The sequence below is a fragment of the Nonomuraea sp. JJY05 genome (assembly GCF_043496855.1).
In the GTDB taxonomy this organism is placed as follows: domain Bacteria; phylum Actinomycetota; class Actinomycetes; order Streptosporangiales; family Streptosporangiaceae; genus Nonomuraea.
In genome coordinates this window covers 146118-171756 of sequence record NZ_JBIEIS010000014.1, presented here as the reverse complement: position 1 = coordinate 171756, position 25639 = coordinate 146118, and the positions used below count along the sequence as shown (strand labels likewise).

The following is a 25639-nucleotide window of genomic DNA, read 5'->3' as shown; positions in this document are numbered from 1 at the left end:
GAAGGGTGCTGTCGCCAATCGACGTGCTGCAGGAGCAGATCAGGTCCCACCTGGCCGCCTTCGACCGCCGGCAGGTCCCGCCCACCGGCGGGGTGCGCAGGGCCGCCGTCACCGTGTGCGTCCTGGAGGACGCCGAGCGGGTCCCGTACACGATCCTCATCAAGCGGGCCGCCCGCGGGCGCAACCCGGGCCAGTGGGCGCTGCCCGGCGGGCGCCTGGACGACGGAGAACGCACCGTGGACGCGGCGCTGCGCGAGCTCGCCGAGGAGACGGGCGTCACCGGGGTCGAGGTCGCCGGGATGCTCGACGACTTCGTCACCGACTCCGGCTTCGTGATCACGCCGGTGGTGGCGTTCGGCGGCGTCCAGCAGCCGGTGGCCGACCCGCGCGAGGTGGCCTCGGTGCATGACGTGCCGCTGGAGTGGTTCCTGGCGCCGGGGGTGCCGCGCTGGCGCGGGAAGCTGCTGCAGATGCCGCTGGGGCCGTCCATCGTGGTGCACGCGCCGACGGGGGCGATCCTGTGGCAGTTCGCCGAGGTGGCGCTGCGCGGCCGCGAGCAGCGGGTCTTCGACGTGAAGCAGCCGCGCTGGACGAGGACCTGACCGGGCGCGCCCGGTCAGGTCCGGCTCGTCCTACGCGCGGACGAAGCCGTTGACGATCAGCGGCAGTGACGCGTCCAGCCCCGCCACGTTCAGCACGCCCTCGTCGGCGGGGTCGCCGATCGAGTAGCCCACGGCGGTCATCGCCGCGACGACCACGCGCGCGTCCGCGGCCACGGTGCGCCGGTAGGCGTCGAGCTCCTGCGACGGGTGGGCGCGCCCCGCCCACGTCTCGTTGTCGGTGAACACCACGATGCCGTCCACCGCCATCCGCTGCTCGCGCGCCCAGCGGAACGGCAGCGAAAGGTCGGTGCCGCCGCCGGACGGCCGCCAGGAGCCGATCTCGCGCAGGTTGGTGCGCGGGGTCACCTTCGAGGCGTGGACGTCGGTGTCGACGTCGATGACGTGCACGTTCCCCTTCTCGATGCGGGCCAGCATGACGGCCATCGCGCAGCCCACCTCGTACGGCGAGCCGATCGTCGAACCGCCGACCACGACGTCGCCGCCGTGCCAGCCGCCGCGCCAGCCGCCCGACATCGACCCGGAGGAGTCGACCGCGACCAGCAGCCGCCGGCCTGTGGGCTCGACGGCGCCGAACGCCAGCTCGTACGTCTCCTCCAGCGCGTCCCGGATCGCCGGGACCGGCGCCCACCTGTGCGCGTCGGCGCGCGGGTCCGGCTGGGCGCGGCCCGAGCCGTACACGCGCAGCGCCAGGAACGCGTCCATCGGGTGGATGCGCGCCCGCAGCAGCGCGTCACGGTCGGTGAGCCGGGCGACCGCGCGCCGGGTGGCCTCGCCCTTGGGGGTGAGCGTGCCGATCCGGGTCATGCGGGCCAGGTTGCGCAGCAGCGCGGTCATGCCGATCGTGTCGACCAGCGCGTCCCACACCTTCGGATGCCTCAGCACGGCGTCCGGCAGGAACTCCCACGGCACCCTGCGCTCGGTCACCACCCGGACCGCCTCGCGGGCCGTGGTGACGGCCTTGGCGGTCAGGAACCGGTCCACCGACTCCAGCGCCTCGCGCGCCTGCTCGTCGGAGACGTTGCCGGCGATCCAGCCGAACAGCCGCGCCCGCTGCGGGCCGTCCGCCTTGGGGTGGGCGATGCGCAGCACGTCGCGCAGGTCGAACGTCTCGCCCTGCGGCGTCCTGCGCTGGCGCGCCTTGCACACCTTGAACGCGACGTCGTCGGGGCTGCCGGTGGAGAACCAGGAGGCGAGCGCCGTGCGCAGCGACCGGCCGGTGACCGGCGCGGTGCCGCGGGCGGTCGGCTTGCCGCCGAGGTTCTTGTAGTAGCCGAAGAAGGATGCGAGATGATCGGTCGTGCGGGCCACCTTGGGCAGGGCGAGCTTGGCGGCCTGCCGGGTGGCCACGTCGCCGCGGGCGTAGGCGGCGGCCAGCGCGAACAGCGCCGGGCGCTGCTTGGGAGCGCGCGGCGGGCGCGCGGTCGAGATGGCGGTGAGCAGCTCGACGACGCGCGGGCCGTCCTCGGCGATCGCCTCGAACAGCGCGGCGGCGTTGCCGGCGGTCAGCTGCTCCTGCGACACGTAGTAGGTGCCGCCCGTGGTGCCGAGGATCAGGAAGTCCTCGACGCGCTGCCACAGGTCCTTGTCGAAGACGAAGCCGCCCGCCGCGTTGCGCACCTGGTCGGCGCGGCCGGGCAGCGGCCGGGTCTGCGGCGTGGCGAACGCGGAAACGCCGGCGAGGGGGTCACGGTTTCCCGGCATGGTTTCACCTCGTATGTCTCGACCCGCCCGAACGGCGGATATACAGAAAAAAATGGGGGCGGATGTGGAAATGCCGACCGGCTTTTTACGGCGCGCTGCCACTACGCGACGCGCGGGCGCACCCGCGCGGCAGGGAATCGAACCCCGCGCTTCCGGCACCCGAAGCGATAACCGGCCTGCTTCGACCCGCCCCCGAGGCTGGGAGAGGGCACGGATATGGGGGCGTCCACCGGCGTTGGCGCTCTGCCGACTGAGCTACCGGAGCGTTGGCCCCGGGCAGGACTCGAACCTGCGACTCCCCATTAAAAGTGGTAACCGACGAACTTCGACCCGTGCCCTCACCGAGCCTCACTGACATTCTGAATTCAACACGGAATGCCAATGGGAGCTCAAATCATTTTCTCGATCACGTCGGCGGGGCCCTCGTCACCGTGAGTGATCGGGGCCCCCTCCCGGGGACGTCGAAGATCGCCTGGCGCAGGTCACGTGTCGCCCATGAGGGGGGCACGATTACCCCCATGGCCGGACCGTGTGCTTAACTCAAGTTGCCGATGTGGTCTGTGTCCCCCGGGCCGCAAATTACCGCCTTCACGGAATACCGTTCGGCTGGAGCCGTGTTGTGCATCTCGCCGAGGAGGCGACCGCCACATCGGCCTCAACGACTTTTCCAGGCGTCCCGCCCACCGGCGGGGCGCCTGCTTTATGGTGGGGTGGCCGACCGGCCCGATGATCAGGAGAGCTCGTTGCTGTACGAAGTGGTCAAGTTCGCCGCCGCGCCGCTGACGCACGCGATGTGCCGGCCGCACATCTCGGGCGCGGCGAACGTGCCCAGGAGCGGGCCCGCGATCCTGGCCGCCAACCACCTGTCGATCCTCGACTCGTTCCTGCTGCCCGCACTGCTGCCGCGGCACGTGACCTTCACCGCCAAGAACGAGTACTTCGACGGCAACCCGGTCTCCGGCTTCTTCATGCGGCTCGGCGGCAGCCTGCCGATCGACAGGGAGAGCGCGCACGCCGCCCAGAGCATGCTCGACTCCGCCGCGGAGCTGCTGGAGCGCGGCGAGCTGTTCGGCATCCACCCGGAGGGCACCCGCTCCCCCGACGGCCGCCTCTACCGCGGCAAGGTCGGCGTGGCCTGGCTGACGCTCAAGACGGGCGCCCCGGTCCTGCCGGTGGCGCTGAGCGGCACCGAGAAGGTGCTGCCGGTCGGCTCCAAGGTGCCCAGGCCCGCGCGGATCGGCATCGCCATCGGCGAGCCCATGCGGTTCGAGGGCGACCACACCAAGGCCCGCGACCGGCGGCGGGTGACCGACGAGATCATGGCGGCCATCCAGAAGCTGTCCGGGCAGGAATACGTGCCGACCTACGCCGCCAGCTACAAGGCGGCCAACGGCGTGTCGTGACAATGTCGTCGAGGATCAGGGGGATTTAGCGTGGCGCGTGGTCGTACCATCGCGATCGTGTCCGGCGCCACCGTGCTCGCGGTGGGGGCCGCGGCCGGCGGCGCGTACTACCTGCTGCACACCAGGGGAACGCCCGCCGAGACGGCGCAGCGCTTCACCGCCGCATGGCAGGCCGGCAACTGGACCGCCATGGGGGCGGAGCTGGCCAAACCACAGCAGCTCAACGCGTACGACCAGCAACGCAACGCACTCGCCGTCGAGTCGACGGACATCAAGCTCGGCAAGATCACCGAGACCGGCGACCGGGCCCGCGCCCCCTACACCGCCACCCTGACCCTCAAGAACATCGGCAAGTGGTCCTACCAGGGCCAGATCGACCTCATGGTGGCCGACCGCACCTGGAAGGTCGACTGGAAGCCCACCGCCCTGTACCCGTCGATGACCGCCGGGGCGGAGTTCAAGCTCAAGACGCGCTGGCCCGACCGCGCCGAGATCACCGACGCCCAGGGAGACCGGATCGACACGGGCACGGTCGGCGGGTCGGTGCAGCAGCTCGTCGGCTACCTCGACAAGGCCGGCAAGAAGGACGTGGCCAAGCTGGGCTCCTCCTACAAGCTCGGCCAGGCGATCGGGCGCGGCGGGCTGCAGGAGACGTTCCAGAAGCGGCTGGCCGGCACGCCCGCCACCGAGATCCAGCTCGGCGGCAAGACGCTGGAGACCATCGAGGGCAGCGACGGCGAGCCCGTCCAGACCACGCTCGACCAGCGCGCGCAGGCCGCGGCGGTGGGCGCGGTCAAGGACATGAAGAAGCCCACGTCGATGGTGGCGATCAAGCCGTCCACGGGCGAGATCCTGGCCGTGGTCAACAACCAGGGCGGCTTCAACCGGGCGCTGGACGGCCGCTACCCGCCCGGCTCGACGTTCAAGGCGGTCACCGCGATCGGCCTGCTGGCGGCCGGGATGTCGCCGTCGGACACGGTGACCTGCCCGATGTACGCGACCATCGGCGGGCTGAAGGTCCGCAACTCCGACAAGGAGGCGTTCGGGTCGCTGTCGTTCCTCGACTCGTTCGCCCACTCGTGCAACACGACGTTCGCGCCGCTGGCCGAGCAGAAGCTGGGCGCCGACAAGCTGCTGAAGACGGCCGAGGACGTGGGCTTCAACCAGCCCCTCAACATCGGGGTCCCGGCCGCCAAGGCCAGCTTTCCCCGGGCCCAGTCCGACGCCGAGCTGGCCGCGGAGTCGTTCGGGCAGGCCAGGATCACGGCCAGCCCGCTGACGATGGCCTCGGTGGCCGCCGCCATCGCGGACGGCACGTGGCGGCCACCGACGCTGGTGCCCTCGTTGAAGCAGAAGGCCACCGAGCACCCGCTGCCCGACGGGGTCAAGGAGCAGCTGCACTCGATGATGGCGGCCGTGGTGTCCAAGGGCACGGCCAAGTCGGCCGGCCTGCCCGCCGGCACTCACGGCAAGACCGGCACGGCCGAGTTCGGCACCGGCGACGACCTCGACACCCACGCCTGGTTCATGGGCTTCAAGGGGGACGTGGCGTTCGCGGTGGTCGTGGAGGGCGGCGGCGCGGGCGGCAAGGTCGCGGCGCCGGTGGCGGCGGCGTTCCTCAAGGGACTCTGACCCCAAGGGGCTCTGACCCGGAGGGCTTGGAACGGCCGCGGTGAGGTGAACCGGTCGCTGACCTGGGCAGAAGCCGGTTGTGCTGGGGATCGGTGGCAAGGAGTACGCGCAGCGGCAGGCGTCCATGCGGCGGCTGGCCGCGCGGGCGGGGTTCCGCGGGGTGGTGGCCTGGTCGAGAGGCGGTTCGGCGCAGGACCATTACGCCGACGTCTACTACCTGACGGGCTTCTACCAGCACCAGCCGTTCATCCCCGACTTCCCCGGCCACTGGCGGGCGCGGGGCCACGCGGCCGCGGTCCTGCCCGTGGACGACCCGCCACTCGGCGAGCCCACCGCCGTCCTGCTGACCAACTCGCGGGACCTCCAGGAGCCCCGGCCCGCGGCGCGGGTCCATGTGACGCCCGATCTCGTGGACGCCCTGGCCGAGGAGATCAGGGATACGATCCGGCCGGGCCGGGTCGCCCTGATCGGCTACGAGGCGATGGCCGCGCCGTGGTGGTGCCGGCTGCGTTCGGTGCTGCCGGGGCACGAGCTGGTGTGCGCCGACGACCTGGCCTGGGAGGCGCGCCGGATCAAGAGCCCCGCCGAGCTCGACCTGCTGCGCGCCGCGGGGGCGCTCGGGGTGCGCGCGGTGTCCGCCGCCCGGGACGCCGCCGTGCCGGGCGTCACCGAGGCCGACGTGGCGACGGCCGCGATCGCCGAGATCGTCCGGGCGGGCGGCGCCTACTCCGGCATGGGCATCTCCTCCGGCGCCGAGTCCTACACCTTCGCCGCCTCGGGCCCGACGCCCTACTCCGCCGACCGGCGGCTGGCCGAGGGCGACCTGATCAGGATCGACCTGTACGGCTCCGTGCGCGGCTACCTGTTCGACCTGGCCCGCACCTGGGTCGTCGGCGGCGAGCCGACCACGGAGCAGCGGCGGCTGCTGGAGGCGGTGCGGGAGAGCGTCCTGGCGGGGATCGAGCTGCTGCGGCCCGGCCGGCGCTTCGGCCAGGTGGCGCGGCGGTGCCAGGAGGTGTTCGAACGGTCGTCGTTCGCCGTCCATCACGGACTGCCCTGGTCGGAGACGGACGGCCTCTGGGGCCACGGGCTCGGCCTGTCGCTGGAGCCGCCGTGGATCACGGAGGGCGGGCCGGACGCGGACGGCCTGATCGAGGCGGGGATGTGCCTGGCGCTGGAGCGCAGGATCGCGATGCACTCCGTCGGGGGCGCCAGCCACGAGGAGGACGTCATCGTCACCGACTCCGGCCCCGAAGTCATCACCCGGGACACTTGAGCGAAGTTATCCGGCCGTGTAAATTTACTCGCATGGATAACAACGTGTGGGCTCTCGTGCGAGCCCTCTTCGTGGCCGTGCTCGTCATCTCCGTCGCGACCCTCGGCGTGGCCGCCCTGATCGGCGGCAACTGGGTGGTCTGGCTCCGCGGCGCCGCCGTTGCCCTGGCCGCCGTCTGGCTCGTCGCCCTGGCGGGACAGGCCGCCCGGGGAAAGAGGTCGGCCTACGTACGCATCCGCTTCGTCACCATCGCCGCCCCGCTCGGGATCGTGCTCATCCTCCTCGCCCCGGACAGCGGTTATCCCGTGTGGATGAAGGCGGAGCAGGCCGTGGTCGGCGTGCTGGTCGCCGCCGTGGCCCTCCTCGTCAACCGACGTGCCGTACGACAGGCGTTCCCGAAGCGTGGCAAGCTGGGCTGAATGCAGAGCTCCGCGACCCGCCGGGCGGCCACCGAGGCCCGCAAAGCACAGATCGCCTCCGCCACGATCGCCGTGCTCGCGCGGCGAGGCTATGCGGAGACCACGTTCGAGGCCATCTGCGAGCAGGCCGGGCTCAGCAGCAAGCGGCTGATCTCCTACCACTTCTCCAGCAAGGACCAGCTGTTCGAGGCCGTCGTCCGCCAGGTCGTCGAGGACGCGGCCGCCTTCATGCGCCCGGCGCTCGACGCCGCCTCCGGGGCGCGTGCCCAGCTGGAGGCGTTCATCAGGGCGAACATCGCGTTCATCGCCGCCCATCCCGAGCACGTGCGGGCGGTGCAGCAGATCGCCTTCAACCAGGTGCCCGTGGGCGGTGACGAGCAGGACGCCGCGGTCGCCCGGCTGGCGGCGCTGTTCGCGGACGGGCAGCGGGCGGGGGCGTTCCGGAAGTTCGACGGGGTGTTGATGGGCGCCGCCCTGCGCGCGGCCATCGACGGGGTGGCCGACCGCCTCGTCAGGGGCCTCGATCCGGACCGGTGCGCGGACGAGCTGGTCGAGATCTTCGACCGCGCGACACGCGCCTGACCTCACCGATCACCGAGGAGCGCGGGCGTGCTCGCTGGGCGTAGGTGCTGTCCGCGCCGAGCAGCTCCTCGTGACCGCCCTGCTCGGCGATCACCCCGTCCTCGAGGACCGCGATGAGGCCGGCGTCGCGCACCGCGCCGAGGCGGTGGGAGATCAGGATCCCCGTCCTGCCCGCCCGGATCTCGCGCAGGCGCGTATGGATCTCGTGCTCCGCCTCCGCGTCCAGTCCGGCGCTCGGCTCGTCGAGGATCATCAGGTCGCGTTTCCGTCGCAGGAATGCCCGGGCCAGGGCCAGTCGCTGCCATTGCCCGCCGGAGAGCGGCACCCCGCTCCCGGAGTCGTCCCGCTCCGGGCCCTGGCGGACCATCCGGGTCAGCAGCGTGTCGTAGCCGCGGGGCAGGGCGGCGATCAGCTCGTGTACGCCCGCGTGCCGGCCGGCCGTCTCGATGCGCCAGTTCACCGCGACGGCGGCGTCGAGCACGTCGTCCAAACGCGGTGAGCCAGGTGTCGCGGTGGCTGGTGTCCTCGTTGTGCTTGCCGGCCGGGGCCGCCATGATTCCGGAATCGTCAATGCCGTTGATTCGCCCTCGGGTGGCGTGGCCGAGCCGGCTCGGCCAGGCCGCGCGCACCGCCATCGCCCACGCCTTGGCCTGCGGGCACCCGGACGGCATCTTCCGCTGCCCGGCTTCGCCGGATCCCCGCTCCACGAGGCCCACTCCCACCGATCACCTCTGCCGGAGACTCCGGCGGGCGCGCTCCAGATCGTCCCTGGCTGTCTTGGTCAGCGTCTGCTCGGGCCCCATGACGGCCTCGAACCGGTTCACGACCCATTCGTACTCGGCGAGCGCGTCGGCGGTCCGTCCCGCTGCCTCGTACGCCATGGCCAGGCCGTGCCGGGTGATCAGCGTGTCGGGATGGTCGGCGCCCAGCAGCCGCGCCTGTTGGCCGGCGACGTGCTCGTACAGCTGAACGGCTTCATCGACCCTGCCCGCCACGTTGTAGGCGCGCGCGAGCTGTCCTTTGGTGACCCAGGTATCGGGATAGTCGTGATCGAAGATCCGCTCGTGATCGGCTATCAGTCGCCGGAACAGCTCGATGCCGCGCTCGGGCCGGCCACCCTCGACGTTGGTGTAGGCCTGGAAATAACGCGCCGCGAGGAGGGTGGGATGGTCAGGTTCGAGCGCCTTCTCCTGGTCGGCCACCACCTGATCGATCATCGGCACCGCCTCGGGCGCCCTGCCTCCCATCGTGTACGAGAAGGCCACCGACGCGCGTGACCACAACGTGTCCGGATGATCGTCACCCAGGACGCGGGAGCGGTCGGCCGCGACGCGCTGGTAGAGGGCGGCGGCCTTCATCGCCTGGCCGGCGTACTCGAAGGCGTGCGCCAGCGAGTGCAGGGCCTTGAGGGTGTCCGGATGCTCGGCTCCCAGAAGTCTCTCGCGTCCCCTGACGACGGCTTCGGCGACCGGGAGGGCACGAAGCCCGTCGTTGAGATACACCAGGTGCGAGACCACGACGTGGCGAACCCGCAGCACGAGCTCGGCCGCCGCGCGCATGTGCGCGAAATCGTCGTCGGGCGCCTGCTCCACGGCCTCCCACAAGGCCGCCGCGTGCTCGGCCACCGCCATGATCGTGGGGAACTTCCGCCAGGTGTCCTGGTCGGAGACGTCCTCGACCGCTACGCACAGCCGTTGCCCGGCTGTCTCGATCAGCTCGGCCAGGGTGCCGTCGCGCCCGGCCTGATCGCGTACCGCACGCCGGACGAGGCGGTGGACGAACGCGGTCGTGTCGCTCCGGCTGAAAGTGACCAGCGATCGGGCGCCCAGCTCGGCCAGCGCCGGTTCCGCCTGCGGGCCGAGCAGCTCGAACCCGACGCCGGACGTCGACAGCACGGACAACTCGCCGAGCAGATGCGCGGCCTCTGGGCCGGTCTGCCCGACCGACAGCATGATCGCCTGCGCGACTCCGGTGGGGTACGGCTCGCCGCGCGGCCGCGCGAGGAGCACCTCGATGGGGGTGGCGTGCAGCCGCCCCAGATAGGACTCGCAGGACAGGCGCGGCGGGCCGACCAGGGCCGCGGCGGCGATACCCAGGGCGAGCGGCAAGCGATCCAGTTCCTCGGCAAGCGACCGGAAGCCGCCGTCGTCCGCGCCCACCCGCGTGCGGAGGTACCTCACCGCCTCGGCCTCCGTGAACTGTTCCACCGCGACCATCGTGGCGAGCCGTTCGAACGAATGATCATTGGTGGTGATCAGCACGCGCGCCCGGCCGTGCGAGGGGAGCAGCGGCGCGAGCAGATCGGGGTCCGTCGCGTTGTCGAACACGACCAGATACGGCTCGCGCCGCTCCTGAAGCCAGGCTCTGACCTTGCGGGCCACGGTCGCCGGGTCGTCCGCGTCGCTGCGCAACCCGGCTTCGGTGGCCAGTTGGTCCACCGAACCGTGAAGCTGGTCGACGGTCTCGGCGTGCAGCCACGCCACCGGGATGCCACGCTCGATGCAGCGCCGGGCATAGGCCGCCGCCAAGTGGGTCTTGCCCACCCCGCGTCCGCCGACCAGCGCACACACCGCCGCCGTGCGGCGCGTGGAGAACAGCTTGTCGACGCGTTCGCTCAGATCCGCACGCGTCTGGAAGGCCTTCGGCTCGCGAGGCACATCACCGACCGTGCGCAGGTCCCGCTTCGAAGCGGGCGGCGAGCCGGTGCCCGGCTCCGTCTGCCCTGCCCAGATGGCGAGCGGCGTTCCGGGGAGCAGGACGACCAGACCCACGACGATGCTCGTGCTGTCCAGCCCGAGCCCGCGCGCCACACAGATCCACCAGGCCAGGACCCCGGCCGTCGACGGCAGCGTCGCCGCGATCACGACCTTGAGCCAGCGCGGCATCTCAGCCCTCTCTGCGCGGGAACGGTTTCTGTGATGAATCGCATGGCCGTACTCGACGAGTGTCACACGCCGCCATCCCCTTGTCGCGGGCCAATCACGCGAGCACCGATCACACGAGGACCGATCACGCGAGCACCGGTCACACGGGCGCCGGTCACGCGAAGGCCGATCACGCGAAGGCCCACCACACGAGGACCGACCGCACGAAGGCCCACCACGCGAGCACCGGTCACACGGGCGCCGGTCACGCGAAGGCCGATCACGCGAAGGCCCACCACACGAGGACCGACCGCAGGAAGGCCGATCACGCGAGGGCCCGTCGCGGTCGCCACCGTGCCGCTCGGAGTCGAGCGCCGCGGTTACTTTCGCCTGTCCCCGGTGGGGCCGCTCATTTACCAAGGAACTCGGCTTGCATACATTGCGTCCATTGCATGCAATGCATGCGATCCGCTAACCTCTCCTGTATGCAGACCGATGTGGCGCGGAGGCGGCTGAGGGAGATGATCCTCGACGGCGCGTACCCGCCCGGGGCGCGGTTGACCGAGATGGAGGTCGCCGCCGCCCTGGACATGAGCCGCACCCCCGTACGCGAGGCGCTTCGCGCGCTGACCGCCGACGGCCTCGTGCGCCCCTCCGGGCGCGGCGTGGTGGTCGTGGAGTTGGAGCGGGGCGACCTGGACGAGGCCTACCAGGTGCGGGCGGCACTGGAGGCGCTCACCGCCGAGCTGGCCGCCACCCGCCAGCGCGAGGGCCGCATCGCCCCCGCCGACCTCGCCGCGCTCCGCGAGATCGCGATCGACACCGCCACGGCCACCGCCGAGGGACGGTTGGCCGAGGCCGTGCGGCTCAACCTCCGCTTCCACCGGGTGATCGCCGAGCTGGCGGGCAACTCGATGGCGCTGCACGCGCTGGAGCGCATCTGGGATCAGATCCAGGTGTCCACGTTGCGCTCGCTGGCGCCGCCGTCTCGGCCCGCGCACGTGTCGGGCCAGCATGAGGAGCTCGTGGCCGCGATCGTCCTGGGCCGTCCGGAGGAGGCCGCCAGGGTCGCCCGCGCACACGTACTCGACACCCGTAGCATCACCCATAGCAAGGAGGACGAAGCATGACCCGCGAGCACACGTACCCGGTCATGGTGACCTGGACCGGCAACAAGGGCACCGGCACCAGCGGCTACCGCGACTACGGCCGGGAGCACGAGCTGACCGCCGAGGGCCTGCCGGCCATCGCGGGCAGCTCCGACCCGGCCTTCCGCGGCGACCCGTCGCGCTGGAACCCCGAGCAGCTCCTGGTCGGCTCGCTGTCCCAGTGCCACATGCTGTCGTACCTGCACAAGTGTGTCACGGCGGGCGTCATCGTCACCGAGTACGTCGACGACGCGGTCGGGACGATGGCCGAGACCGCGGACGGCGGCCACTTCACCGAGGTAGTGCTGCGCCCTACGGTCACCGTGACATCGCCCGAGATGGTCGACGCCGCCGCCGAGCTGCACAAAGACGCGCACAAGGCATGCTTCATCGCCAGCTCCGTGAACTTCCCGGTGCGGGCCGAGCCGACAATCCGCGTCACGGGCTCCGACGTCGCCACGCCGTAGAGTCGTAGGTCCGTCCCGGCACCGCGCCGTAGAGCCGTAGGTTCGTCCCGGCACCGCGCCGTAGAGCCGTAGGTTCGTCCGGGCGCCGTCATTGGCAGGCAGCGGCCTGGGCGCGTTCCCCCGTACGACACGCGGGTACGTATCGGGCCGGAAACCGGTTGGATGCCGCCCTTCGCGCCAGGCAGGCTTGGATCATGAACGATCTCCCAGGGTTCGAGCCCGACGCGCGCCTACTGATCGTGAACAGCGACGACTTCGGAATGCACCGGGCGATCAACGACGCGGTCGTGCGCTCGATCGAGGAGGGGATCTCGGGCTCGTGCAGCCTGATGGCGCCCTGCCCGGGGGCGGAGCACGCCATGCGACTGCTGCGCGACCGACCGGAGATCCCGTTCGGGATCCATCTGACGCTGGTGTGCGACACGCCTCGCCGCAGGTGGGGGCCGTTGGCGGCCAAGGAGGAGGTGCCGTCGCTGCTCGATGAGGCGGGTGAGCTGTTCACCCCCGACCGCGCACCAGAGCTGCTCGCCCAGGCTCGCCTGGACGAGGTGGAGCGCGAGTTCCGCGCGCAGATCACCGCCGTGACGGACGCCGGGCTGGCGCCGACCCACCTCGACTGGCACTGCCTGGCCGACGGCGGGCGCGCCGACGTTTTCGACCTGACGGTGGCGCTGGCCCAGGAGTACGGCCTGGCGGTGCGGGCCTGGCTCGACCCGGCCCGCCAAAAGGTACGGGCGCGCGGGCTGCCGGTGGTCGATCACGACTTCCTGGACAGTTTCCGGCTCGAACTCGACGGCAAGGCGGCCACGTACGCCAGACTGCTGCGCGAGGTGCCGGTCGGGCTGAGCGAATGGGCCGTCCATCCGGGGCTGGGGGACGAGGACGCGCAGGCGATCGAGCCCGACGGGTGGCGCGTGCGGCGGACCGACTACGAGTTCCTCATCTCCCCCGAGGCTCGCGAGATCCTGCGGAGCGAGGGGATCATCGTGCTCGACTACCGGGTCCTGCAGGAGCTCTGGGCGAAACGACGACGCCTCGAAGCCCGTTGACATCGCGCGACGCGTGGCCACCCGGTCCTACACCGCCACCAGCTCACAGCCGTAGACGCCGATCACGCGAGCCGCCGATCCGCAACCCTTGACGCTGGTCACGCATGGCCACCCAGCCCTACGCCGCCACCAGCCCACAGCCGTAGACGCCGATCACGCGAGCCACCGATCAGCAACCGTAAACGCCGATCACGCGTGACCACCCGTTCCTACGCTGCCACCGGCCCACAACCGTTGACGCCGATGCCATGGGGCCGGTGATTCGCAGTCCTCCAGACCGCCGGCGCATACACCAAGGACCGCGTTCAGGCTCTGCAAGGCGCATGGCGTTGGGGCTGGCGCAGGCCTGGACTGCGAGGACTTGCAGGTCCCGGACGTTGAGGACCGCACAACGCCCGCCGGGCACGGCCACCGCACGACCCACGTACGGCACCAGCACCGCACGACCCACGTACGGCACCACCACCACATGACACACGTGCGGCGCCACCACTACAGGACTCATGCCCAGCACGACCACCGCACGCATGCCATCACTACACCGCATGACGCATGCCCGGCACGACCACCGCATGCCCAAGTCCGGCAGCAGCACCGCAGGACAGACGTGGGGCGCCACCACCGCAGGACGTATAGGCGGCACGAGCACCGCAGGACGTATGCCCGGCACGACCACGATACGACGCGCGCCCAGCGCAGGCGTGGCAGACGGGGCACAGGCGTGCTGGCCAACGGCCCCCGGAACGGATCGACGACGACTCCGGAACGGAGGATGAACGGATCGAGAACGGCCCGTAACGCAGCGTGTGGGAGGCAGTGCATCCGGCGCCTTGAAGGCGCCGATCCGTTAAGGGCGGCTAGAAGGTGGCGGCGGCCAGGGCGAGCGCGGCGGCGGCCTCGTGGCGGAGCACCATGATCAGGAGCGTGGCTACCAGCGTGGCGATGAGCAGCCAGCTGATCAGAATGATGACTGTCGAGCGGCGTGGCCGACGCCTGCGGCCCGGTTGCCCCTTGGCCTTCGCCTCGCTGCGACGCACCCGCTCGTTGAACGACTCCAGTCGTGCGACGAGTCGCGGATCGTCGGCGACGAGGTGCTGCTCAATCTGGGCCAGCATCCGCTCCTCGTCCTGCGACCAGGCCATAGGCGCACCTCCCGAACGCAAGCTCTGCGACGTCTTTCTGCCCAACCCTGAAGATCATTAGCCCCCGGCTGACCAGGTAATTGCAACCTCTTTTCGGTTTGCGATCATGCTCGAACTGCTGTTCTAATCATGGCATGCGCTGGGACAACCTGCGCCTGGCCGGGCCCGGTCAGGACGATCCGGCCGTGCCGCTGTTCGCTCGCGGCGCGGTCACCCGCACGTTCGACACGCCCGAGTTCAGGGGGATGACCTTCTACGAGATCCGGGCCCGATCCATCATCAACCGGGTTCCGGGAGCCAGTCGAGTCCCGTTCGAGTACACGATCAACCCCTATCGCGGATGCACGCATCGCTGTATTTACTGTTTTGCCCGAAAAACGCATGAATATCTGGATTTTGATGCCGGGGCGGACTTCGACTCGAAGATCGTCGTCAAGGTCAACGCCGCCGAGCTGGCCCGCAAGGAGCTGGCCTCGCCGCGCTGGGGCGGCCACCACGTGGCCATGGGCACCAACGTCGACTGCTACCAGCGCGCGGAGGGCCGCTACAAGCTGATGCGCGGCATCCTGGCCGCGTTGCGCGACGCGCGTAACCCGTTCTCGATCCTCACCAAGGGCACGCTGATCCTGCGCGACCTCGACCTGCTGACAGAGGCCGCGGACGTCACCGACGTGAGCGCCAACGTGTCGGTCGGCTTCGTCGACCCGGAGGCGTGGCGCGCGGTGGAGCCCGGCACCCCCAACCCGCGCAGGCGCCTCGAGGTGTGCGCGACACTCAACGACAACGGCATCGCGTGCGGTGTCCTGATGGCCCCGATCCTCCCGTTCCTCACCGACTCCCCCGCCCAGCTGGAGACCACCGTCAAGGAGATCGCCGCCTCCGGCGCCACCCACATCGCCCCCATCGTGCTCCATCTTCGGCCGGGGGCGCGGGAGTGGTGGCTGGGGTGGCTGTCACGCGAGCATCCGCGCCTGGTGCCGCGCTATCTGGAGCTGTACGGGCGCGGGGCGTACGCGCCCAAGCCGTACCAGGAACGGGTGACGCGCCTGGTCAAGGAGCTGGCCGAACGCCACGGCGTGGGCCGCGCCACCGCCGCCATGGCCCGCCGCCTCCCGCCCCGGCCCGCGCTGATCCCCGACGAGCCGGAGCAACTACGCCTGCTCTGAGCTCCACGCGACGTCCGTTCGGCCCCCCGTGCGACGCCCCCCGTTCGGCGGCGTCCGTTCGGCGGCGTCCGGACGTTCTTCCGGAAGGTTCGCTGAGTTGACACCTCGCAGTCCTGGAAGATGCTGACCAACGGGACTCGACGAAGATCGTCCAGTCCAGCGGCACCGCGCCGCCGTCAGTGTTCCGAGCGGCTGGGACAGGGCGTCAACGGGCGGGCTACCTGCCATGCCAGCGACCCTCCGCCATTGGTTCCGTACGGCGGGCATGACGAGCTTCCGACCGAGAAGGCCGGGTTGCGCGGTCGCCTCGGCGAGGACCCGTGACCGACGGCCGGTTGGACGCGGGGGCCGGACGTCCATCGACGGCCCTTGTCACGCGCCCCCGATCGGGCTCCACAGTCAGGTTCCGAAGCGGGACGAATCCCTCGATCCAGGGTTCGCGCTCCGCCGAGCTCTGCCAGCGTTCGGCGACCTCCCGAGCCCGGTCGGTGAACCCTTCGGCAGTGACCGGTGCTCGATCGGGACCGCAGGCCGCCGCGAGCATGAGGAGCACCGCGGCCGGAAGCATGCGCATACCCGGTAGACGTGTCGGCGGGCGACGCGGTTCTCAGCCGCGCGCCGGCCGGGCCGGTGCGCCGCGCATGAGGATCTATCGAAAGGTGGACGACCGGCGAGGTGCTTGTCGACAAGGCTGAGGGCCATGAGGAAGACGATCATCGCCGTGCTCGGCGCACTGCTGCTCCCCCTGGCGGCGGGGGCGCCCGCGGCGGCGGATACCAGGCTGTCCTGGCAGGACTGCGGGGACGGCCTGCAGTGCGGCCGGATCACCGTGCCCGCCGACTGGGCCGTTCCCAAGGGCGAGCAGATCACGCTGGGGCTCGCCAAGCTGCCCGCTCAAGACCCAGCCACCAGGCAGGGCACGCTGGTGCTCAACATGGGTGGTCCCGCCCAGCAGATCTCGGTCCTGCGGCAGGCGAAGAACTACTTCGCCGACCTGACCCGATGGTTCGACGTGGTGGTCTTCGACCCGCGCGGGTTCGAGGCGAGCACCGAGGTACGCTGCCCCGACCCGGCGCCGTTGGCCGCGAACGGGGTGTGGGTGTTCTCCGGCCCCGCTGCCTACGCCAGGTACACCGAGCGCAACCGCCGCTTCGGCCTCGGCTGCGCGGACGCCGCCGGCCCGCTCGCCGGCAAGCTGAACTCCTGGCAGGGAGCCCGCGACCTGGAGGCGGTCCGGGTGGCGCTGGGCGAGCAGAAGCTGAACTACTTCGGCAACTCCTACGGCACCGTCCTGGGCGTGGCCTACGCCGAGTACTTTCCGTCCCGTATCAGTCGCATGTACCTGGACAGCGTCGTGGACCATACCAACCGGTCGTTAGCCGAGTGGCTGCTGCCCAAGGCGACGACCAAGGAACGCAACCTGCACCGCTTCGCCGGCTGGTGCGCCACCGACCAGAGCTGCGCGCTCCACGGCCGCGACGCGCTCAAGGTGTGGGACGAGGTCATGGCCCGTGCCGCCGAACGGCCGATCCCCGCGCCTGGCGCCGGCTCCGGCGCCACGGCGAGCGCCGCCCTGATCGCCTCCCGCGCGGCTCCCACGTTCGAGGCGACCTGGCCGGAGCTGGCCCGGTCGCTGGCCGAGGCGCACGCGGGCGACGCCACCCGGTTCGCCAAGCCGTTCACCGGGCCGGCTGATCCGGACCTGAGCAGGATCACGATGTGCGGCGACTTCCCGTACCCGACCGCATACCGAGAGGTCAAGGCCGTGGAAACGCGGCTGAGGAAGGTCGCGCCGCGCATCGGCTGGACCGCGGCCTGGCCGCCGGCCAACTTCTGCACCGGGCTGCCGGACAAGACGCCCTTCCCGCCCCACCCGGTTCGCCCGCGCGGCCTGCCGCCGATTCTGATCGCCGGCGGTGAGTACGACGACACGACGCCGCCCGCGCACGCCCGCCGGATCGCCGCGCAGATCGACGGCGCGCGTTACCTGGCGGCCAAGGGCGGTCACGCTCTCTACTGGAGCGGCAACCCCTGCGTCCGCGACCACGTGCACCGCTACCTGACCACCGGGCAGCTCCCGCCCGCGGGCACGACCTGCGGTCCGGCATCATCGTGACATGCACTGGCTGAGGGAGGCCCTGCTCGTCGCCGGCGCCGCGGCCGTCGCGGCGCTGCTGACAGCGCTGGCGGGCAAGAACCTGATCGACATGCCGCTCCTGGCCGTCTTCAGTGCCGGCGTCAGCCTCCCTCTGCTGGTACGGCGGGCGCTGCCGTTGACCGCCGCCACGGCGTCCGCCGCGATCGCGCTGGCCGGGATGATACAACTGCACCGCTGGGAGGGGATGCTGGTCACGATGGCCCTGTTCTGCACGGCCGTCTACCACCGGCCGCGGCGGCCCCTCCTGGTGCTGGCGGTCAACACGTGCTGGGTGGCGGGCGTCACCGTGGCGATGGCCGAACCCTTCCCTGCCCTCACCACCATGGTGATCATGAGTGTCGCCCCCGTGGCCACCGGCTACGCGCTGCGGCTGCATCGGGACCGGGCCGACCAGACGCTCAGGCTGCGGCGGGCCGAGGCGGAGCGCGTGCTGGCGGAGGAGCGCACCTGGCTGGCCAGGAACGTCCACGACAGCGTGGGCCACCACCTGACCGCGATCCGGCTGCAGGCAGCGGCGGCCCGGCGAGCGCACACCGACGCCTCAGCGTGGCGGGCCCTGGAAACGATCTCGGGTCTCTCGCTGTCGGCGCTCACCGAGGTACGCGACCTGCTGCGAACGCTCAACGAGCACCCGGCCGCCCTTCAGCCCGGCACCGCCGACCTGGAACGGCTGGCCGCTCGGCTCTCCTCCGCCGGCCGCAGGATCACCATGCGCCGTTCGGGGACAGGGGGCGCCCTGCCGCCGGCCGTCGACCACACCGCCTACCGGGTGGTCCAGGAGGCCCTGACGAACGTCGTACGCCATTCGGACGCGACCGAGGTCACCGTCCACCTACGGCAGGACAACCGCGGCCTGCGCGTCGAGGTCCTCGACAACGGCGCCCCGATCCCGGCGCCCCAGGCCGAGGGCCAAGGCCTCCGCGGCATGCGGGAACGCGTGCACCTGCTCAACGGTGCCCTGTCGGCGGGACCGGCGGAAACGGGCGGCTGGCGGGTGCTCGCCGACCTTCCCAGCGAAAGGAACGCGTGGTGACGATCCGGGTGCTGGTCGCCGATGACCAGGAGGCGGCGCGGGAGGCGCTGCGACTCATCCTCGACGGCGAACCCGACGTCGACGTGATCGCGACGGCCGCCGACGGCGCCGAGGCGGTGCACCAGGCGCTGTGGCGGCGGCCGGACGTGGTGGTGATGGACCTGCGGATGCCGGGCATGGACGGCATAGCCGCCATCGGCCGCCTCGCCGCCGCCGAACCGGCTCCCCGCGTGCTCGCGCTGACCACGTTCGACCTCGACGAGTACCTGTTCGGCGCGCTGCGCGCAGGGGCGGCGGGCTTCCTGCTGAAGGACAGCGACCCCGACGTGCTCGTCGCGGCGGTCCGCGAGCTGCACCAGGGCAGGGGGCTGATCGACCCGCAGGTCACCGGCCGCCTGATCAGCCGCTTCGCCGCGCTGTCCCCGCGCCCGGCCACACCCGAACTCGGCCTGCTGACCCCGCGCGAACACGACGTGCTACGCCACCTGGCCCGAGGGCTGAGCAACGGCGAGATCGCCGCCGCGTGCACCATCGAGGAAGGCACGGTCAAGACACACGTCAACCGGATTCTCACGAAACTCGGGTTGCGGAGCCGCGTGCACGCGGCGATCTACGCCTACGAACACGGCCTCGTCACCCGCGACGGTCCTTGACCATCCGCCGGGCCTGTCGCGCGAGACGTACGCCCCAACGCCACCTCCGTGCGGCGGCCGGGCGCCCTTTTCGCGGTCCGCGGCCCGTGGCGTCCGAAGCGCCGGCAGGTTCCGCGCTGAACAGCCGGGTCCCGGCCGACCGGGGTAGATTCGGCAGTGTGCTGAAGCGCATCAACTACGACGACCGCCAGCACCTCGTGTACGCGCGCGGCCGAGCGCTGCCCCCCGACGTCGTCGCCGCCTGGATGGCGGAGTTCGCCCGGCACTCGCCGTCCCGGCGGCCGCTGACGGTCCTGGACCTGGGCAGCGGCACCGGCCGGTTCTCCCCGGCCCTTGCCGGCACCTTCGGCGGCCCGGTGTACGGCGTCGAACCCTCCGCCCGGATGCGTCAGGTGGCCACGACCAGCGCCGCTCACCCGTCGGTCAGCTATCTCCAGGGTGCCGCCGAGAAGATCCCGCTGCCGGACGACCGCTGCGACCTGATCCTGCTCTACCTGGTGATCCACCACATCCAGGACCTGCCGGCGGCGGCCCCGGAGATCGCCCGCGTGCTGGCCCCAGGCGGTCGGCTGCTCATCCGCAACACCTTCGCCGATCGGATGCCCGACCCGCTGTGGCACCGCTGGTTCCCACGCGCCCGGATGATCGAGGAGGAGCTCTTCCCCACGGTGGCCGAAGTGGTGGACGCCTTCGCCAGGGTCGGCTTGCGCCCTGCCGCCCTCACCTCGATCCGGCACCGGCTGGCAGCCGGTCCCGCCGACTACGCCGCACGGCTGCGGCTGCGCGCCAACTCGGTCTTCGAGCAGATGACCGAGCGGGAAATCGCCGAGGGATTCGCCGCCATGGACGCGGACCTTGCCGCGCATCCCGGCACCGATCCGGTCGAGGAAGACTGCGATCTGCTCATCCTGGAGCTCGACGGGGCACATGGCCGCGTAGTACACGCAGGCGAACAGGACGGCGGCGCACCGCCCCACCAGCTCTCTGGGCAGAACTGACCGCTCACGCCATGATCCGCCCATGGACGAGGATGCCTTCTGGACGCTCATCGAGCAGTCCAGCCGGGAGACCAGCACCCGAAAGGCCCGCCTGCGGTGGCTGGAGGAGCGACTCAGCGCACTCCCCCTCGACGAGGTCATCGACTTCCAAAAGTGGCTCGACATCTGCGAGTACCGATCCAACACCTGGAACCTGTGGGTCGCCTACCACGCCTCCGTCCCTCTGGGGTCGGACGACGGCTTCCTGTACTTTCGCAGGTGGCTCATCAGCCTCGGACGCGAAACCTTCGAACACGTCATCACCGACCCTGACACTTTGATCGAGGTCCCCGAAGTCCTCCACCTCTGGAAACTCGCCCGACGACGCAGGACCCGCTTGTGGACCGACGAGGAGGACCCCGAATTCGAATCGCTCGGATACCTCGCCTACAAGGCCTACACCAAGCGCACCGGCCTTGAACTGGCGACACTGCACGAACAGGCATTCGCACGCACCGGCCTGGGCGAAGACTGGAACAAGATGCGCGACGAGCAGCCGAGCCCCATCACCGAGGAGGAGTTCGCGTGCAGATTCCCGCGCATCCTGAGCTACTGGGGAGGAATGCCCGGTCCTCCCGCCGAGTGAATCCGCAGGACGAATCAAGTCCTCCGGCGGAGGCTCCGGCTCCGGGATGATCGCCGCGCCGGGTATCAACGCCATAGATGACTGAGGCGGAAGCCTGGTCATCCCGCCATGGCCCCGGCCTGCTTCCTCTTCGGGCGGGTCGACCGCGGCGGAGATGATCGGCAGGACGGTCGCCGACCACGCCAGGCTTCTCCCTCCTCGGGACCGGGATCGTCTGGTGATTCGTAAATGTTGATCGTGGCGGTGACCCGGAGCAATCCGGGGTCGTCCATATCGGAGCCGAAGAGGCTTGCCCTGGCGAGGTACGTCCTGTCGGTCACGATGCCACCGCGTGGACCGTTGAAGGGGCGTCCTCGGGGGGGTGGGTGCCGAAGTCCTCCAGATGCTTCCGTAGGCGCACCACAAGGTCCGGATGGAGAGCTGGCTCGGCCCGCGCATGGGGACCGGCGGTATGGCCACGCCGACGGCCATGGCGCTGTTCCACGCGCTGGAGGCGCGAGCACTAGCCTCGCAGGGTGACGAGGCGGGTGCTCGCGAGCGCTCGGACATGCTGAGCGGTGGTTCGAGCGGCGCGATCCCGAAGATGATCCGGTCTGGCTCCAGTACTTCGATGAAGCCGACTGGCTACCGAGTTCGCCCGCTGCAAGCGCGACCTCGGGCCCCATCAGCGCGCGGCTGACAAGGCGCTGAAAGCGTCGAACTCTCCGAGGCACTCTCTACGTCCGTAGCCTCTCCTTGCGGACCATCCTGGCCACGTCGCAGGTCGCACGTCGCTCGCGGTGATCTTGAGCACGGCCTGGCTTCCGCCATGGTCTCGACTACCTCGCGCCCCATCGGGAACGATCCAGCGGTTCAGGAATTCCAAGCCTTCGCAGAGACACGGCTTGTGAAGTCTCGTTAGGCGTCGTCTCATTCGGCGGTAGCAATGAGGGGCGCGGCAATCGCGACAAAGGCGCCCTAGTAGTCGGTCAGACACTCACAGCGGCGGTGCAGACGGCGGCAGCCCGCCAACCGGGAGACGGTCCGCTCAACCACCTATCGGAGTGCCCAGGTCCTGGCCGGATTCGATGCGCTGGCGAGGCCCTGGCGAGCAATGGGCGAGATGATGCCCGTCCACCCGGGAAGGCTCGCAGGTGGGGGGACGTCATAGCCTTCGTCACTGCGGAGCTTGCCAAGCTGTCGCGCATCTTGGCCGCGCTGATCGGCCTTACGTGAGACCCGGAGCCTCTACGGTACCACCCTGTGCCGCCTCAGCCTTTTAATCTCTGTAGTGCCCATACGACCGCGCAATGCAATCGGCTGCTCTTCATGCCGCGAGTGCATAACCCGTAACGAGCAGGCGATGACCTGCGATATACAGGTTGGCTCAATCGCCTGTGTGGCAGGAGTAGCGGTCGCCGGTTTATGCCGCCACCTCTAGCCGACAGTCGGACGGAGGCAGCGGAATGGATCAGCGGGAACTGGCCGCCCTATTCAAGACCATGTCGCTGGCCGAAAAGATCGCATGGTGCGAGGATTACTTACGATACATCGACCAAGTGCTCGCCAACACCCGCCGCCTCGCCGCAGAGGCGGCAAGCCGTCGGGAATTCCATGAGGTTCGCGAATATGAGGAAATTATTCGGCAACTCGAAGAAGCCAGGCCCCACATGGAGTTCGCACTCTACCGCTTGCACAATCCCACACTATGGCAGCGGATCAACATGTGGGTCAACGAGAGGGCAGCTGCCGAAGAGCGGAAGAAACAAGAGAAGCAGGCTCGAAGAAATGCGGGACGATGCCAGATCTGTGGAGGTCGGGGCTCTTGGGTGATAGCGGAGAAGCTCATACAGAAGTGCCCGTCTTGTGGAGGTAGCGGCCGCCCTCCTGGCTGGAGATGATGGATGCGCTACCACTGGACCGAGTACGCGAATCCATGGATATTTGCCCGGAATGCCTTCCGACCGGATACGGCTGACACAGAAAAGCCGTTCCAGCGACTCTCTGACTGGCGAGCACGGATAGGTACATTGTTCATCATCTATCTGAGCATTCCCACTGTCGACTGGCAAGACATTCTTTGGAGCTTCACCGATAAATCCTCGCTCGCCATCTTTACCGGTGCCGTGGTCGCCCTGACGGCGGTTCTGATCGTTTGGCTCGGAAGCGCGCACCCGGTGTCGCCGGCGACGGGGTATTACATGCGGGCATCGCTCAAGCGGGGCGCCGCTGCTTTGGTAAGCACGTTGGCGCTGGCGGCAACGGTCCGAACTGGCGTCTGGGCGGCGATTCCGTTTCCCTTCGGTTGGATTCTCGGCTGGTGGACCGTCATTTTCACGTTCGCGATGATGTGGTATTCGCTGCGTTGGGTATTCGGCGTCAGCGACGTGAACAACCTGCTCGGGCCTGCTGTCAGCGCGATCACTGCTGTGTTCGCGTTTACTGTGGAGGCGATCACCGACTCGTCTGACCTCCCTCACGACATAGACGTGCTGATCAATGTGTCAGGATTGGCCACCGTATGCCTGCTGGCCCTATGTGAGTTCCTGTACGAGTTCAGCCGGCGCGAACACACCCGAGCGGCTTCGGATTGGCATGTGGCGGCCGAGCTTCCTCGTCGGAGCGCATACTGGAACGGGCTGGCAGTTGCTTCCTTGCCCGTTACCGTTGTCGCCTGCTGGCCGGTCGGATTGGCCCTGGCTGTTGTAGCTCTGCGCCAGATACGGCAGACGGGTGAACGCGGCGCCGGCCTGGCGTGGGCGTCCATGGCCTTCACCGCAATATTCCTACTATTCATGTGCGGTTTCCTCGTGTGGAAAAGTGGCAGTATCTTCTGATTTTCCTGGGCAACGTGGTGACCCACATTAACTCCATTACGCCAGCGCCGACTGCACCCTGTCTGGGCTCCCGCCGGTATTCGGCGCGTCCTGGCAGAATGTCCACCGCGGCTCCCCCGAGCGGAGCGCTGCCTGGCAAGTGAAGGCGCGTGTCCGATGAGGCGGCGATCAAGGGGGAATCGCGAGCAGGGCCGTAAGGCATCCGACCAGATGCCGGAGCAGGCCAGGGGATCATGAGCCGAAACTCCCGGCCGCTTTCCCTGAGCCGTTTCCAGTTTGTCGCGGACACCGGGACGCCTTCGGGGTGAAGCGGCCGTGTGGGGTGCTGGCGGTATCTCGATCGAGCTTCTACCGGTGGATCAAGGCGGCGCCGGCCCGGGCAGAGCGGGCCGCGGCCGATGCCGCGCTCGCGGAGGAGGTCAAGCGGATTCACGGCGAGTTCGACTGCACCCACGGCAGCCCTCGCATCACCGCGGAACTGCACGCCAACGGGCGCCGGGTCAACCACAAGGAGTGGCGCGGGTGATGCGCGTCTTCGGCATCGCCGGGCTGCGTTTACGCAGGAAGGTGCGCACCACCGTGGCCGAGCCGTCGCATCAGAAGGTGCCTGACCTGCTCCAGCGGGACTTCACCGCGCCCGCTCCGGCCCAGCGCTATGTGGGCGACATCGCCTGCCGCTGGCCGACGGCGGCTTCCTGTATCTGGCGACCGTGCTGAACCTTGGCGCGCCGCTTGGCGGGCTGGTCGATCGCCGATCACATGCGCACCGAGCTGGTCGGCGACGCACTACGCGCCACCTCTGCGACGCGCAGCCGCCTGACCGGAGCGATCTTCCATGCAGATCACGGCGCGCAATCCACCTCCGCCGAGTTCGCCGCCCTATGCCGACAGCTGGGAGTGCGGCAATCGATGGGCGCCGTGGGCTCCAGCGCCGACAACGCCGCGGCCGAGGCCTTCAACGCCACCCTCAAACGTGAGACCCTCCAGGGTGCCCGGCACTGGCCCACTGCCCACGCCGCCCGCCTGGCCGTCTTCCGAGGGATCACCCGCTACGACTCCCTGAAGGAGACACTCCACCCTCGGCTATCTCAGCCCGACCGAATTCGAGCAGCGCTCCATCGATAAGGTGCTCCTCGCTGCGTACCGATGTCCACACTTCGGGGTAGATCCCCTGTCCGCCCTCGCGGCTTGCTCGAGCCGGATGCTCGGCGACGGGCACGTCCGGTTCTGAGAGGGCCGGGGTGCAGCAATGCGCTCCGGCTACCCGACATCGGGTAAGGGGCCTGCGCGTGTGCGCCATGAATCGCTGGCCATCCCTGGCGGGGGCGCTCCGACTTATGGGAGCTACACAGCGAGCTGACGGTCAGGACAGCTTCGGGGAGGCGGCGGTTCTGCGGAGAGCCGCCTCGTACTGCTGTCTGTCGAAGACAAAAGGACCGAGCGCCCCTAGATCCCAGTTGGGACGGTGGCCGTTGCGGAACCCGGACCAAGTGACGGTCTGCTCGGTTACCTCCACCTGCGCGGTCAACGGCCAGCATCCCCAATCCCCGCATTCGCAGCCCAGCAGCACCGTCTCTCCTTCGGAAAACCACTGGAGATGGGGTGCTCCGAGGAAATGGCTGCTTGGCCAGCAGATCAGGTCCCGCTCCAGAAGTCCCGCATAGGCCCCCGCGATGCTGGGGTCGGAGGCCAGCGGTAGTTCGACGACGCGCGCAAGTTCGATGAGATTGATGCCGTCGATCAGGATGTCCATGTGCGGATAAGCGCTGGGGGCGACCGGCCCTTCAACGCGGAACTCGATCACATTCACGGCGACACCTTATGTCCTAGTTTTATGATGCTTCATCACTCTCGGACCGTCGGGACGATAATCCGATGGAGAGT

At 69.7% G+C, this 25639-nt stretch carries 22 protein-coding genes and 1 pseudogene; 18 read left to right on the top strand and 5 right to left on the bottom strand.

Annotated elements, in window-relative coordinates; genetic code table 11:
* Positions 1-5 precede the first annotated feature (5 nt).
* On the top strand, positions 6-602 hold the full coding sequence (locus ACFKCF_RS23695; protein WP_394496719.1) for an NUDIX hydrolase: 597 nt from the start codon (positions 6-8) through the stop codon (positions 600-602).
* A gap of 30 nt (positions 603-632) precedes the next feature.
* Here the strand turns inward: ACFKCF_RS23695 and ACFKCF_RS23690 are convergent, their stop codons facing one another.
* Positions 633-2324: a TROVE domain-containing protein gene (locus ACFKCF_RS23690; protein WP_394496717.1), complete on the bottom strand. Its 1692-nt coding sequence runs from the start codon at positions 2322-2324 to the stop codon at positions 633-635.
* 791 nt (positions 2325-3115) lie between these two features.
* Between ACFKCF_RS23690 and ACFKCF_RS23685 the strand changes: the two genes are divergently transcribed.
* From ACFKCF_RS23685 to ACFKCF_RS23665, 5 genes are all read left to right on the top strand, one after another.
* Entirely contained in the window at positions 3116-3727 is a 612-nt protein-coding gene (locus ACFKCF_RS23685; RefSeq protein WP_394496913.1) for a lysophospholipid acyltransferase family protein, read from the top strand.
* Between the two features lie 57 nt (positions 3728-3784).
* Positions 3785-5359 (top strand): penicillin-binding transpeptidase domain-containing protein, encoded by a 1575-nt coding sequence (locus tag ACFKCF_RS23680; protein ID WP_394496716.1) that lies wholly within the window; start codon positions 3785-3787, stop codon positions 5357-5359.
* A 79-nt stretch (positions 5360-5438) separates the two neighbouring features.
* Entirely contained in the window at positions 5439-6635 is a 1197-nt protein-coding gene (locus tag ACFKCF_RS23675; RefSeq protein ID WP_394496714.1) for a M24 family metallopeptidase, read from the top strand.
* 32 nt (positions 6636-6667) lie between these two features.
* On the top strand, positions 6668-7054 hold the full coding sequence (locus ACFKCF_RS23670; RefSeq protein WP_394496713.1) for a hypothetical protein: 387 nt from the start codon (positions 6668-6670) through the stop codon (positions 7052-7054).
* Positions 7055-7636, top strand: coding sequence for a TetR/AcrR family transcriptional regulator (locus ACFKCF_RS23665; RefSeq protein ID WP_394496710.1), 582 nt, complete (start codon positions 7055-7057; stop codon positions 7634-7636).
* Here ACFKCF_RS23665 and ACFKCF_RS23660 read toward each other — a convergent pair.
* Entirely contained in the window at positions 7566-8117 is a 552-nt protein-coding gene (locus ACFKCF_RS23660) for an ATP-binding cassette domain-containing protein (RefSeq protein WP_394496911.1), read from the bottom strand. The genes ACFKCF_RS23665 and ACFKCF_RS23660 overlap by 71 nt on opposite strands.
* 244 nt (positions 8118-8361) lie before the next feature.
* Positions 8362-10521 (bottom strand): tetratricopeptide repeat protein, encoded by a 2160-nt coding sequence (locus ACFKCF_RS23655; RefSeq protein WP_394496709.1) that lies wholly within the window; start codon positions 10519-10521, stop codon positions 8362-8364.
* Positions 10522-10985: 464 nt separating this feature from the next.
* Between ACFKCF_RS23655 and ACFKCF_RS23650 the strand changes: the two genes are divergently transcribed.
* The 3 genes from ACFKCF_RS23650 (at position 10986) to ACFKCF_RS23640 (ending at position 13164) form a co-directional block, all read left to right on the top strand.
* Positions 10986-11630, top strand: coding sequence for a GntR family transcriptional regulator (locus tag ACFKCF_RS23650; RefSeq protein ID WP_394496707.1), 645 nt, complete (start codon positions 10986-10988; stop codon positions 11628-11630).
* Positions 11627-12115: an OsmC family protein gene (locus tag ACFKCF_RS23645; protein ID WP_394496705.1), complete on the top strand. Its 489-nt coding sequence runs from the start codon at positions 11627-11629 to the stop codon at positions 12113-12115. The genes ACFKCF_RS23650 and ACFKCF_RS23645 overlap by 4 nt, the downstream gene beginning before the upstream one ends.
* A 194-nt stretch (positions 12116-12309) precedes the next feature.
* Positions 12310-13164, top strand: coding sequence for a polysaccharide deacetylase family protein (locus ACFKCF_RS23640; protein WP_394496703.1), 855 nt, complete (start codon positions 12310-12312; stop codon positions 13162-13164).
* Positions 13165-14021: 857 nt separating this feature from the next.
* On the opposite strand, the gene ACFKCF_RS23635 is transcribed toward ACFKCF_RS23640, so the two are convergent.
* Complete coding sequence (locus tag ACFKCF_RS23635) at positions 14022-14306, bottom strand: DUF3040 domain-containing protein (protein WP_364842184.1); 285 nt, start codon at positions 14304-14306, stop codon at positions 14022-14024.
* A 134-nt stretch (positions 14307-14440) separates the two neighbouring features.
* On the opposite strand from ACFKCF_RS23635, the gene ACFKCF_RS23630 reads away from it, so the two are divergent.
* From ACFKCF_RS23630 to ACFKCF_RS23590, 9 genes and pseudogenes are all read left to right on the top strand, one after another.
* Positions 14441-15472 carry an Rv2578c family radical SAM protein gene (locus tag ACFKCF_RS23630; RefSeq protein WP_394496701.1) on the top strand — a complete coding sequence of 344 codons (1032 nt, stop codon included), beginning with the start codon at positions 14441-14443 and terminating at the stop codon, positions 15470-15472.
* 700 nt (positions 15473-16172) lie between these two features.
* A complete protein-coding gene (locus ACFKCF_RS23625) occupies positions 16173-17588 on the top strand; it encodes an alpha/beta hydrolase (protein WP_394496700.1) in 1416 nt (471 codons plus the stop codon).
* A gap of 1 nt (position 17589) precedes the next feature.
* Positions 17590-18663 carry a sensor histidine kinase gene (locus ACFKCF_RS23620; RefSeq protein WP_394496698.1) on the top strand — a complete coding sequence of 358 codons (1074 nt, stop codon included), beginning with the start codon at positions 17590-17592 and terminating at the stop codon, positions 18661-18663.
* Positions 18660-19316: a response regulator gene (locus ACFKCF_RS23615; protein WP_394496696.1), complete on the top strand. Its 657-nt coding sequence runs from the start codon at positions 18660-18662 to the stop codon at positions 19314-19316. Before ACFKCF_RS23620 ends, ACFKCF_RS23615 begins: the two co-directional genes overlap by 4 nt.
* A gap of 158 nt (positions 19317-19474) precedes the next feature.
* Complete coding sequence (locus ACFKCF_RS23610; RefSeq protein WP_394496695.1) at positions 19475-20314, top strand: methyltransferase domain-containing protein; 840 nt, start codon at positions 19475-19477, stop codon at positions 20312-20314.
* A 22-nt stretch (positions 20315-20336) separates the two neighbouring features.
* Positions 20337-20939 carry a DUF4240 domain-containing protein gene (locus ACFKCF_RS23605; RefSeq protein WP_394496694.1) on the top strand — a complete coding sequence of 201 codons (603 nt, stop codon included), beginning with the start codon at positions 20337-20339 and terminating at the stop codon, positions 20937-20939.
* 1445 nt (positions 20940-22384) lie between these two features.
* Positions 22385-22819 (top strand): hypothetical protein, encoded by a 435-nt coding sequence (locus ACFKCF_RS23600; protein ID WP_394496693.1) that lies wholly within the window; start codon positions 22385-22387, stop codon positions 22817-22819.
* Between the two features lie 3 nt (positions 22820-22822).
* Complete coding sequence (locus ACFKCF_RS23595) at positions 22823-23755, top strand: DUF4190 domain-containing protein (RefSeq protein WP_394496691.1); 933 nt, start codon at positions 22823-22825, stop codon at positions 23753-23755.
* Positions 23756-24015: 260 nt separating this feature from the next.
* A pseudogene (locus ACFKCF_RS23590) lies at positions 24016-24872 on the top strand (IS3 family transposase); the annotation flags it as partial.
* Positions 24873-25118: 246 nt separating this feature from the next.
* Here the strand turns inward: ACFKCF_RS23590 and ACFKCF_RS23585 are convergent.
* Positions 25119-25565, bottom strand: coding sequence for a hypothetical protein (locus ACFKCF_RS23585; RefSeq protein ID WP_394496690.1), 447 nt, complete (start codon positions 25563-25565; stop codon positions 25119-25121).
* Positions 25566-25639: the final 74 nt, after the last annotated feature.